This window comes from Prauserella sp. PE36 (genome assembly GCF_003311655.1).
Taxonomy (GTDB): Bacteria; Actinomycetota; Actinomycetes; order Mycobacteriales; family Pseudonocardiaceae; genus Prauserella_A; species Prauserella_A endophytica.
Genome location: NZ_QEQT01000082.1, coordinates 34934 through 47094 on the forward strand (window position 1 = coordinate 34934; position 12161 = coordinate 47094).

At 67.6% G+C, this 12161-nt stretch carries 9 protein-coding genes; 1 reads left to right on the forward strand and 8 read right to left on the reverse strand.

Annotation, left to right across the window (positions count from 1 at the left end):
* Positions 1-70 precede the first annotated feature (70 nt).
* On the forward strand, positions 71-1405 hold the full coding sequence (locus DI005_RS22615) for an MFS transporter (protein ID WP_158559874.1): 1335 nt from the start codon (positions 71-73) through the stop codon (positions 1403-1405).
* Positions 1406-1726: 321 nt separating this feature from the next.
* Here the strand turns inward: DI005_RS22615 and DI005_RS22620 are convergent, their stop codons facing one another.
* The 8 genes from DI005_RS22620 to DI005_RS22655 form a co-directional block, all read right to left on the reverse strand.
* The gene (locus tag DI005_RS22620; RefSeq protein ID WP_112273525.1) at positions 1727-3109 is read right to left on the reverse strand and encodes a hypothetical protein; all 1383 of its coding nucleotides are present in this window, start codon (positions 3107-3109) and stop codon (positions 1727-1729) included.
* A 4-nt stretch (positions 3110-3113) separates the two neighbouring features.
* The gene (locus DI005_RS22625; protein ID WP_112273523.1) at positions 3114-4139 is read right to left on the reverse strand and encodes a dihydrodipicolinate reductase; all 1026 of its coding nucleotides are present in this window, start codon (positions 4137-4139) and stop codon (positions 3114-3116) included.
* Complete coding sequence (locus tag DI005_RS22630) at positions 4136-4441, reverse strand: hypothetical protein (protein WP_199543124.1); 306 nt, start codon at positions 4439-4441, stop codon at positions 4136-4138. Before DI005_RS22630 ends, DI005_RS22625 begins: the two co-directional genes overlap by 4 nt.
* Positions 4438-5958 (reverse strand): FAD-binding oxidoreductase, encoded by a 1521-nt coding sequence (locus DI005_RS22635; RefSeq protein ID WP_113643460.1) that lies wholly within the window; start codon positions 5956-5958, stop codon positions 4438-4440. The genes DI005_RS22630 and DI005_RS22635 overlap by 4 nt, the downstream gene beginning before the upstream one ends.
* Positions 5955-7349, reverse strand: coding sequence for a (Fe-S)-binding protein (locus DI005_RS22640; RefSeq protein WP_199543127.1), 1395 nt, complete (start codon positions 7347-7349; stop codon positions 5955-5957). Before DI005_RS22640 ends, DI005_RS22635 begins: the two co-directional genes overlap by 4 nt.
* 13 nt (positions 7350-7362) lie before the next feature.
* On the reverse strand, positions 7363-8796 hold the full coding sequence (locus tag DI005_RS22645; RefSeq protein ID WP_199543130.1) for an aminobutyraldehyde dehydrogenase: 1434 nt from the start codon (positions 8794-8796) through the stop codon (positions 7363-7365).
* A gap of 100 nt (positions 8797-8896) precedes the next feature.
* Positions 8897-10459 carry an AMP-binding protein gene (locus DI005_RS22650; RefSeq protein ID WP_113643461.1) on the reverse strand — a complete coding sequence of 521 codons (1563 nt, stop codon included), beginning with the start codon at positions 10457-10459 and terminating at the stop codon, positions 8897-8899.
* Complete coding sequence (locus DI005_RS22655) at positions 10456-11481, reverse strand: dihydrodipicolinate reductase (protein WP_112273519.1); 1026 nt, start codon at positions 11479-11481, stop codon at positions 10456-10458. Before DI005_RS22655 ends, DI005_RS22650 begins: the two co-directional genes overlap by 4 nt.
* Between the last annotated feature and the right edge of the window lie 680 nt (positions 11482-12161).

Sequence of the window (12161 nt, forward strand, 5' to 3'; positions counted from 1 at the left end):
CGTCCCGCCGGCAGCCACGAGCGGCCGCTGGGCGGAGGCGCACGCCCGCAACACGCGAAAAGAGGTTTCCGTGAGCAATTCGTCAACGTCGACGACACTGCCGGCCGCTCGCTGGCGGCGAACAGGCCTGCTGCTCTTCCTCGTCTATCTGGTCGCCTTCGCGGAACGGGCGAACATCAGCGTCGCCGCACCCGCGATGAGCGCCGACCTCCACCTCGCCGCGACCGCGACCGGTGTGGTGCTTTCGGCGTTCTTCTGGGGCTACATCCTCACTCAGGTGCCCGGCGGCTGGCTCGCCAACAAGATCGGTCCGTCCAAGGTCATCGCCGGCGCACTGCTCTGCTGGGGTGTGGTGTCGATCGGCCAGGCACTCTCGGATTCCACCACGGCGATGATCGTCTGGCGGTTTCTGATGGGCCTGTCCGAGGGTGTGGTCTGGCCCGCGTTCGCGGTCATGTTCGTCGTCTGGTTCCCGCTGCGCGAGCGAGCTCGTGCGGCAGGCCTCTCACTCTTCGCGCTCCCCGCGTCGTCGATCGTCATGGTCCCGTCGGCGGGCTGGCTGATCGAGACCTGGGATTGGCGCGTCATGTTCGTGGTGCAGGGCCTGCCCGCGTTCGTGCTGGCGTTCGTCGTGTTGCGCTACCTGAAGGACTCGCCCGAGCAGGACGCCAGGCTGTCCGAAGTGGAACGAGACCACATCCTCGCGACCCGCGCCGAGCGCGCGACCGGGGCCGAGGCCGCCTCGTTCTGGACGGTGCTGAAGTCACCGGCCGTGTGGGCCTGCTGTGTCGTGTACTTCCTGTGGTTGACGGGTTTCTACAGTTTCGGACTGTGGTTGCCCACCGTGGTCGGGCAGCTGTCTTCCCGCGGGATCGGCGCCGTCGGGCTCCTGTCCGTCATCCCGTTCGCCGTCGCGGGTGTGGCCATGCTGCTGAACTCGCGGGCCGCCGATCGTTCGGCGCGCCCGAAATCCTGGTTCGTCATTCCGCCACTGGTCGTCGGTGGCATCGCACTGTTGCTGCAGCAGCTCCTGCCCGCCACGCTGGGCGTTCAGCTGACGCTGCTGGTCGTCACCGGAATCGGTGTGTACGCGGCGTTCGGACCGTGGTGGGCGTGGGCGCTGCAGTACATCGCGCCCGAACTGGCGGGCCAGGCCAGTGGGATGATCAACCTGATGGGCAGTCTCGGTGGTGTTGTCGGCCCGGTGATCGTGGGATTCGTAGCCACCGAAGGACACGCCGCGAGTGGGCTCTACGTCTTGGGTTTCTCCCTGCTCGTGGGGGCTCTCGTCGCGTCCGGCATCGCCCGCCTCGCCCCGCGCAACCGGGCGGCCACCACCCTCGCCGGTGCTGCGCGGGCGAAGCCCACGTCGCCCGAGCGCTCGGGCGAGGTTTCGCAGCGGTAGTCACCGTCCCCCCGGGCGACGGCCTCGCGGCTGCACCCGAACAGCTCCCGGTGAGCCGGTCCCGTTGCGGTGTGACACTGAGGTGCTCGCGTGTTCTGTGCGCACGGGGAGCATCCGGCTCACCTGTTCGAGCAGCGGGCGATGTCGTCCAGAGTCGTGCTCGCCAGTCTCGAGCGCGTGAGGCACTCGTGGCGGGACTCGAGCTCCGGTGACACGAACGCGATCGGAGGAGGGGCTGGTCGAACGCCTTCGACCAGCCCCTCCCTCCTTCGGGCCACCCGGATCGGCTATCAGCTCGGCTGGATGGCGAAGAAGGTCCGGTCAGCTCGATGTGCCCACCTGCGGTGCCGCGTCGACGCTCTTGGCCGCGGGGTTCCACCCGATCCGGTCGATGCCGGCGACCTCGTCGTCCTCGTCCACACGCAGTTTCATGACGGTGCCGAGCAGGGATACCAAGGCGAAAGCGGACAGAGCGGCGACCGCGACGGTGACGACGACTCCGATGAGCTGCCACCAGAGGGTGATCTGGGCGTGCTGGAACCCGTAGGCTCCGTCGAGGCCGAAGTAGCCGCCGGTGGGTGTGCCCCAGGCGAGCAGGCCCACCAGCAGGCCGCCGACGATTGTGGCGCAGGCGAGTGGGAAGACCTTGGCGTCGTCGATCCCCCGGCGGTTGACGAAGTTGTAGACCACCAGGACCACGAGCGGCCCGGTAGCGGAGACCAGCAGTGTCTCCCACGGTTGGAAGACGTCGAAACCCGTGGTGTTCGCGACGTAGCCGGCCAGGGGCCCGAGCAGGGCGTGAGTCGGGTTGCGGGTGGAGTGGGCGATGACGGCGCCGACGACCCCTCCTCCGACCATCGAGATGATGACGTTCGCGTAGACGAGTCCGAGTCCCGAGGTGGTCATGGAGACGCCGTAGAAGGCTTCGCCCGGGACGATGAACCCACAGCCCATCACGATCAGGGGAGCGGCGAACAGCAGGACCACGATCCCCAGCGCGGCCAGCGGGATGCTGTTGGGTGCCCAGGTGGTCTGCTGGCCGGGCTTGGGGAAGAGCCCGACGCGTGGTCGGAGTCTGATGGTGAGTACGAGCCCGAAGATCCCGGCGAAGATGTAGGAGGTGTACGCCCCGACGAAGTCGTGCAGACCGGCGTTGGTGAGCGGGCTGGTGGAGCCCCAGGTCAGCCACAGCAGGACGGGGTAGAGCACACCGCCGACCACGGCGCAGATCACGTAGTAGGGGGCGCTTCGGATCCGTTCGGATGCGCTGGTGTGCAGCAGCGCGCACACGAAACCGCCATAGAGGGCGAGGAAGGCGAAGAAGATCTGTGAGTTGCCCACGCCGGGGGCGACGGCAGGGTCGATGTTGTGAGCGTAGTTCCGCAGCAGCGCGCCGCCGAACCACCAGTCCTTGAAGGCCTGCACGAGGCTGCCTTCCACACCGAGGGCAACGTAGTACTGGTAGTTCCACAGAGCGAAGCCGCCGACCATGAAGGCGAGGGTTCCGATGGTGAACCCGACGAGCTTCTGGACACTGGTGGAGAGCACGTTCTGCCGCCGGACGAGGCCGGAGTCGATCAGGATCAGGCCCAGTAGCGCGAGGATGATGGCGGTCGAGGACAGGATGTAGAGCAGGTTCTGGGTCAGTGCGTCGCTGTCTACCTGGTCCGGGAACGCCGCCGCCAGCACCGTGGTGGGAGTCATCTTCTCACCCCTTCAGGTAGGTGTGCAGCGGGAACGCCCGGTAGCGCAGTCGCGGCAGCGTCTCGACCGTCACGAAGCCCGCCGGGGCGGAGATGACGTCCGGGATCCGGTTCACCAGCTGGGTGCAGGTGGTGACCTGGGTCGGGACCGTGCCATTCGAGAGCACGAGGTCGGGCTCGCCCTTGATCTCCCACTCGTTGATGTCGCCGTCGTCGGGGCCGTAGACCCGCCCGGACATCTCGAAGTTGAACGCCGGGCCCTCGGCGGTGAGAATCTCGTCGACGTCGGTGAAACCGATGACCTGGCCGGCCGGGATCTCCCGCTGTAGGGCTTTGGAGAACATGGTCTGCTGGGCAACGTCGGGGCGCGTGGTCGTCGTAACGGACTTGACGGTCAGGCCGACGTCGGCGACCAGTGCGTCGAGGACGTTGCGGCCGAAGCTCGGCGGGCGAGTGGCGCCGTCGAGCCAGGCGTGGAACTCCTCGACGGTCTTGCCGACCTGCTGGTCACCGGCGACCTCGGGGCCGTAGTCGTCGACGTTCCAGCTCGCGTGGCCGACCACCGAATCGATCCGGTGCGCCGTGCCCATCATCATGGCCACGATGTTGACCCAGTAGGTGTCCTGATGGCCGGTGCCGGTCAGGGTGGCGCCGGTGCCCTTGGCGATCTCGTCGAGCTCGCGCGTGATTTCCGGCGAGGTCGCCCAAGGGTGCAGCGCCTCCTCTGACAGGGTGACGGCGTTGACGCCGTGCTCGGCACACGTCCGCAGCTGCTCGACGGCGTCGGCCATGTAGCTGTTGACCGCGATCACGGCGATGTCGGGACGGGTGCGCTCGAACACCTCGTGCGGGTCGTTGCTGACCTGGACGTCGAGACGCCTGCCGAGACCGGTGAGCTCGCCGAGGTCCTTGCCGACCTTGCTCTCACTACGGGAGATCGCACCGACGATAGTGACCCCCTTCTCGAGCAGCATGCGGGTGGCGATGGTGTTCATCGCCCCGACACCGTAGACGACTGCCTTGATACTCATTCGTTCGCTCCTTTTCCTTCGTCCTGAGTGGACTCCGGGCCGGGGTCGGGCCCCTCGCCCGCGAGCAGCACCTCGTCTGCGAACTCCCGGTGCACCGCATCGAGGTGGTCCCACCTCGCGGCGACGATGCGGCGCGTGTCCCAGGTCGGCATCTTCTGCTGCTGGAACCGGGTCATTCGCTCCGGATCGACCTCGAAGACGTGCTCGAAGCGCTGCACGACCTGGTCGGTGACGCGTTTCGGTGCAGGCGGCACCTGCTCGGCGGGCACGTAGCGGCCGAACCGGTAGTCGTCGCCGCTCATGACCGGTGTCCGTCCGAGTAGGCCTCGTCGAGGCTCTGTTTCCCGGGATTCATGATGTTGTGTGGGTCGAGCGCTCGCTTGATCGCCTTCATGACCTCCCAGGACGCCCCCATCTCGGTCGGGACCAGCTCGGCGTCGCCGGCGCGCGTGGCCCCGTGGCAGGACGACATGGAGCCACCGTGGTCGATGGCGACCTGGGCGATCTCTTTCTTCAGGGACACGAAGGCCTGCCAGGAGGACTCGTCCATGCGGTCCTCCCAGAGGCCCATGTCGATCTCCAGGAGGATGTCCCCCCAGGGCTTGTGTGCGGCATTGGTGTAGGCGAACGCGCCCCAGTCGTCGAAGATCTCGTACTGCTCGCAGTAGCGGCGGGCGATCGCATGCCACTTCCGCAGAACCTCGGGCACCTCGCTGTAGGGGATCGCCGCGTCCTCGCAGTGCCACGACATCGGGATGACCTTGCCGTTCTTGTCGCGACCGTGCAGGGGATTGGCGTAGCGGTCGTGCCGCGCGGCCCAATCACCCGAGGCGATCTCATCGCCGATGTAGCGCCCGCCCAGGCTACGGCCAAGCTTCATGACCACGTCGCGGGCCGGCTCGACCTCGACCCTGGTGCCGAGCAGCGACACCGCGCAGACCGCCTTCACCCACGCAGGCTGGACGATGTAGGCCTCGTCGTCGCGGCGCAGGTAGTCGACCTTCTCGGGATCGAAGAGCATGACCCCGGCCAGCGTGGCCAGCCCGCTTTTCGCGAGCTTGGAGAAGGTGCGGTATGCGGTGTCGTAGTCCTCGAAGAGGAAGAACGCGGCGAACTCGGTCTCCGCGCGCGGCACGAGCTCGAGGGTGGCCTCGGTGACGATGCCGAGGGTGCCCTGATGGCCCATGAACAGGTGCTTGAGCTGATAGCCGGTCGAGGACTTGCGGACCTTGCGACCCCCGCCGTCCCCGACCTCGATGACCTCCCCAGTGGGCAGCACCATCTCGAAGGAGATCACCAGGTCGCGGGTGTGGCCGTAGCGAGCTCCCAGCAGCGATAGCCCGGACGTCCCGATGCGGCCGCCGACCAGGGCGCACGCGTAGGAGGCGGGGTCGTCGGGGTAGATGACCCCGTGAGGCCTGAGATGCCGGTTGAGGGTCTGCATGTTGATGCCGGGGCCGACGGTAACGGTGTTGTTGACCAGGTCGATCTCCTTGACCTCGTCCATGCGCTTGACGTCGACCAGGATGCCGCCGCGCATGGGGACCGCGCCGTCGGCCAGGCCGGTGCCGCCCGCACGCGGCACGATCGGCACCTTGAGCTCGTTGGCGAGCTTGACGATGCGCGAGACCTGTTCGGTCGTGCGCGGTAGCACGACGACGTCGGGCAGGAACTCCTCCCAACGGTGCACCGGGAAGGGCGCCGGGACCCGGGCGCGGTTGAACCGGCTCGAGCGGCTCGTCAGGACTGCTCCGGGCTCGTCCAGGATCTCGTTGAGCCTGTCAACGACCTCGTTGCCGAGGCTGGCGGTGACGGTCATGCCCGGGTCCTCCCGCCGACCTCGATGCCAGCGGACTCGGCGACGAGCTCGATGATGTCGCGCACCTCGATACCGGCCTCGTCCCCGGCCGCGGTGAGTGGGCGCTCGGACCAGACACAGGCGCTGACGAGCAGGTCGACGTCCAGCTCGGAAGCCTTCTCCAGGCGGCGACGGCTGATCTCGGCGGTGATCTCGGGCTTCTCGATGGGCAGCCCACCCCCGCCGCCGGAGCAGTAGGACCACTGGGTGACCCGGTCGACGTCGCGGAACTCCAGGCCAGGGATCGCGCGCAGGATCTCGCGAGGCGCCTCGTGGATGCCCTTGCGCTTGTTGAGCCGGCACGGGTCGTGGTAGGTCGCGACCCGCTCGATGGGCTTCACCAGCTCGAGGCGCCCGTCGCGGATCAGCTCGGCCACCAGGTCGATGATCTGGACGACCTCGAAGTCGAACTCGTCACCGAAGTAGGCCGGGTAATCCTCGGTGAAGTGAACGTAATCGTGCGGCTCGATGGCGATGATCCGCTTTACCCCGGAGCGGCGCCAGTCATCGACGTTGTGGCGGGCGAAGCGCATGGACTGCTCGACGTAACCCATCTCCGCCGCGGGGCCCCCACAGCACCACTGCTCGTTCATCAGGCCGAACTCCACGCCGGCCTTCCGCAGGATCTGCGCGGTGGCACGCGGTACCGAAGTCCGGTAGTAGGCGGCCTCGCAGTCGACGAACATGATCGTGTCGCCGCCGATGGGGATGTCCAGGCCCGCGGCCCAGTCACGCACCTGTGCCTGGCCGTTCGGCTGCTCGCCCTCGACTCCCAACACCGGCTCGTTCTTGAGCTCGTCGGTGAGCCTGTTCCAGACCTTCCACTTCTCGCGGTCGAGGCCCTTGTCGACGAGCATCGCCCGCATGGCACGCACGACCTTCACCGTTTCGGTGCGGGCGCGGTAGAAGTCACCGACCATGAGGGTGTTGGGACAGCGCACCTCGCAGCCGCCGCATTGCGTGCAGTGCACGTAGTCGTCGGCGACGTCCTCCACGCTCAGGTGGCCCTTCTCGAGGCCGATGACGTTGGCGTGGAACGCTGTCGGGGTGTGGTTCTCGTTGCGGGTCACCTGGGTGACCGGGCAGACCTCGCGGCAGAACTTGTGACCGGACGAGAAGCACCCGGTGGCGTTCTCGTGCCAGCGCTCGACGAAGGCCTGCTCGATCTGGCCGAGGTGGGGCATCGCCAGGTCGACCGCGCGGTCATCGCCATTGGAGCCGTGGGGTCCGTGGTCGTCGGGGGCGCGTCCCGGGGTGGTGTCGTCGCCCGATGTGGACGGCGTGGGCTCGGGATCGGTGGTCGTGGTCGCTTCGGACCGCGCCGCGGCCCGTGTCACCTGCTTGTCGCTCACGTGCGTGTACCTCTCAAGCGCTCTTGGTCATGACGTGCTTGATCCGCGTGTACTCCTCGAGGCCGTACACCGACATGTCCTTGCCGTAGCCGGACTGCTTGAAGCCGCCGTGGGGCATCTCGGACACGACGGGGATGTGGTCGTTGACCCACACGCAGCCGAAGTCGAGTTCGCGGGCAGCCCGGACCGCCGCGTTCACGTCGCGGGTCCAGACGGAGGAAGCCAGGCCGAAGTCGACGTCGTTGGCCCACTCGAACGCCTGGTCGTCGTCGCGCGCGCGCTGGACGGACACGACCGGCCCGAACAGTTCCTTCTGCACGACTATGTCGTCCTGCGTCGGATCCACCACCACGGTCGGCTCGACGAAGAAGCCCTTGTCGCCGCGAGCGCGCCCGCCGACGGCGACCTTGCCGTTCGTCCGCTCGAGCGCGGCGAGGATGGAGTCCCGGTGCGCGCCCGAGATGACTGGGCCGAGGTCCAGTTCCTCGCTCTCGTTGGGGTCGCCCATCCTCAGGGATCCGACCGCCGGGACGAGCTGCTCGACGAGCTTGTCATAGACGCCCGGCGTGGCGATCACCCGACAAGCCGCGGTGCAGTCCTGGCCGGAGTTGACGAAGCCCGCCACCGTGATTCCCGCGACGACATCGTCGATGTCGGCGTCGTCGAGCACCACGACCGGCGCCTTGCCGCCAAGCTCGAGGTGGGACCTGGCGACATGATCGGCTGCGGTACGAGCGATGTGCCTGCCAGTGCTCGTGTCGCCGGTGACCGACACCATGCCGATACGCCTGTCGCTCACCAGCGAGTCACCGAAGTCGCCGGCACTGCCGGCGAGGACGCTGAGAACACCGGCGGGCAGGATGTCCTTGGCCAGGTGAGCCAGGTGCAGAGCCGACAGCGGGGTCTGGCGGGAGGGCTTGAGAATGCTGCAGTTCCCGGCCGCCAGAGCGGGAGCGAACTTCCAGGCCGCCATCAGCAGCGGGTAGTTCCACGGGGCGATCCCTGCGACCACGCCGATGGGCTCTCGTCGCACGTAGGACTCGTAGCCGGACAGGTATTCGCCGCCGGCACGCCCTTCGAGACAGCGTGCGGCACCGGCGAAGAACCGGAGGTTGTCGGCGACGAAGCCGATCTCCTCCCGAGCGACCGGTAACGGCTTGCCGACGTTGCGCGACTCGAGCTGAGCGAGGTGCTCCGCGTCCTTCGCGACGGCGTCGGCGAGGGCGAGCAGCCTCTCGGCGCGCTCGCCGGGTGTCGTGCGCCTCCATGTCTTGAACGCCCGCTCCGCGGCCGAGACGGCCGCATCGACGTCGTCGGCGTCGCTCGCGGGAACTCGCGCGATCACCTCCTCGGTCGCCGGATCGATCACGTCGAGCTCCCGGCCGCTGCGGGCGCCGAGCAGCTCGCCGTCGACGAGGTTGCGGGTGTGGATGTCTACATCAGTCATGTCACGTTCCTTGATCGTGGTGGAAGTGCGAGGTCTCAACGACCTGTCCGGTCACGCGTCCGGATCGACCTCGCCCGTTGGCTCGGACCTCGCGAGCCGGTCAAGCGGGCCGGCCGCCGTGCGGCGCGTGGAGACGTTGCTTGAGTGCGAATTTCTGAACCTTTCCCGTGGCTGTCCTGGGAAGCCGACCGAACTCGAAGGCGTCCGGGACCTTGAATCGGGCGATGCGCTCCAAAAGGTGTGTTCGGAGCTCGTCCGCAGTCACCGGCGTCTGGCCGACGGGCTCGATGAACGCGACCGGACGTTCGCCCCACTGCTCGTCGGGCCGAGCCACCACCGCCGCCTCGGCGACTGCGGGATGCGCGAGCAGCGCTTGCTCGATCTCGACCGAGGTCAGGTTCTCCCCGCCGGAGATGATCACGTCCTTTGCCCGGTCGCGGATCTCGATGTAGCCGTCCGGATGGCGGACCGCCAGGTCGCCCGTGCGGAGCCAGCCGTCGGGAACCGCGGACTCCGTCGCCGCCGAGTCGTTGAGATAGCCCGGCGTGATGTTGTTGCCCCGCAACGCGATCTCGCCGATCGTGACGGCGTCGGCAGGAATATCGATACCGGCCTCGTTCACGACGCGCACCGGCTCGGACACGATGTTGCCGACGCCCTGCCGCGCTGCCAGGCGGTCGCGCTGCTCCTCCGGCAGCTCGTCCCACCGCGACTGCCACTCGTTGATGACGACCGGGCCGTAGGTCTCGGTCATTCCGTACAGGTGAGTGACGCGCAGGCCACGCGCCCTGGCGCGGGCCAGGACGGCAGGTGCCGGGGGCGCACCTCCCACGCCCACCCAGATCGAACGGCCGTGACCATGGTCCGGGTCCTCGTCCCCGGGCGCGATCATCGACAACACGGTGGGGGCGGCACAAAGGTGGGTCACGTCGTGCGCCTCGATCTCCGACCACACGGCGTCCTTGCCGACCGTCTCCAGACAGACGTGTGTGCCGGCCGCGGCGGTCACCGCCCAGGTGAAACACCAGCCGTTGCAATGGAACATCGGCAGTGTCCACAAGTAGGTCGAGTCGGCGGTCAGGCCGGCGTGGAAGGCCATGGCCAACGCCTGCAGGTAAGCGCCCCGGTGGCTGTAGATCACACCCTTCGGTGCACCGGTCGTTCCGCTCGTGTAGTTGACGGCGACCGCTGCAAGCTCGTCGCTGACCACCGCCTCGTAGAGGGTTGCCTGCTCGAGCAGACGCTCGTACTCGTCGCCGATGTGCACGACCGTGATATCGCGGCGCGACTCGGCGGCGGCCTTCTCGGCGAGCTGTCCCAGCGAGGGCGAGCAGATGAGGATGCCCGCTCCGGAGTGCCTCAGGATGTGGGCGATCTCAGCGGCACCGAGCCGCGAGTTGACCGTGACGAGGACGCCGTCGGCGAAGGGGACGCCGTAGTGCGCCTCCAGCACCTCATGCCTGTTCGCCGACAGAACCGCGACGCGGTCGCCAGGCCGTAGGTCCAGACCGATCAGCGCCCCGGCCAGCTGGCGGGCGCGCCGGTAGAGGTCCGCGTAGGTGAAGCGGTCACGACCATCGACGACGGCCACCCGGTCGCCGTACACCGCCGCGGCACGGGACAGGAACCGTGCGGGGGAGAGCGCTTGGAAACTGTGCTTCACCGATGCACCGCCTGACGGATCCGCGCTCCCTTGGATGCCATCGCGAGCACCGGAAGCTCACCCATCGAGTGCAGGCCCGCCGGGGCGTCGACCACCGCGGTCGCCACGTTGGCGGCAGCTGCCACCGTGCTCAGGAACGACTCGAAACCGTGGTTTGACGCCAGCGTGATGAGCTGGTCGTCACCTTCTATGAGGTACTCATCGCCCGGCTGGACCTCGTCCTCGGCGTCGAAGAACCCAAAGACGATCTCCAGATCGATCACCGCGTCCCCGGACCGCAGCCCTCGGGCTCGGTGGGTGACCGCTGCGATCGCACCGGGCTCGATGACCGTGTGGGCCCCCTGACGCCTGCGATCGCTCACCACACTCGGCTCGACGTCATCGACGACGATGGTGTCCAGCTCCCATCCGAGGCCGGCGGCCAGCGCACCGATCGCCTGCTCGAAACCGACGTGGCCGATCACCTGCCCGCTGTTGCGCGCAGCGGCAAAGGCGGTGGGCTCCAGCCCGAGCCCGAACTTCGACAAGATCGCGCCGTAGCGCGACATGTTGGTGCGCCGACGTATGACCACCCGGTTGACCTGTCGAGTCAGCACGCTCATCAGCATGGGAAGCGTGTCCATCAGGACTCCCGGGTTGGCACCCGTGCCGACCACCGTCACCCCGTGCTCACGCGCTACCGCATCCAGCTGCTTGGCGATTTGGGGGTGGCTCTCCCATGGGTACGCCAGCTGCTCGCAGATGCTCACGACATTGATCGAGCGCTCCAGCAGTGGGATCACTGTCTGCGCGACGCGATCGAGGTCCGATGTCGTCGCGACCACCGCGAGATCAGTCGCGGGAAGGGCGCCGAGATCGCTGGTGACCGCGATGCCCAGCCGACCAAGACCTAGGAACTCGCTGAGATCCCTGCCGATCGTGTCGGGGCGCTGATCGACAGCACCGACCAGTACACAGTCCTCCCGGGCCGCCAGCAGGGTACCGATCGCGCACCCCGTGGCCCCTAGGCCGACCAGTGCCACTCGTGTGACCGCCACAATGACGCTCCTCCTTAGCTGATCGAGAGCTACCGCAGCTCGGCTTCCTCGCTGGTCAAATAGTTAGAGTTGTCGGATTGAAAGATCTACCTGTGCAAATGCGGATTCAGTAGCTGTGTAAAACGCCATCGGCGACCGAATGGCTAGCTGATGCGCTCACGTCGAGGCGGAGGGAGACCGCGACACGCGAGCCACGTAGGCCGAACTGGGTAGCGCTGCTTAGCGGTCAGCGATCTCCGGCTTCGGCGACCGCCAACGGCGCCGGCGGCCGCGGTGAGCGATGAAGTGATCCGACAAGGATGCTGGAGCCGCAGGTCTCGTACAGAGCGCCCGGACGGGAGCTGTCGGTCGCGCCGAATCTCCGGCCCTGGTGCCGGATCCACCGCGCTTGTGGCAGGTGCCGCGAAGGGGCGGACTCGACCTCCTGATCGACTTGACCCGGACGCCGGCCGGCGAGCGAGCGTGCGCCCGGCCGCGACCACTCCTCCGTCATGTGCTTGAGCGACATTGCCCTGCCCTCTGACGAGACCTTTGTTGGACGGCTCCAAACATACAGATCTGTAGGTATGAAGTCTAGGCCTGTGAGAACATCGGTGTGTCGACTTCCACGTGTGCTGAAGGGCGACGGCTGGACGGATCGGCGGCGTGCGCCGAGACGGCTTCGG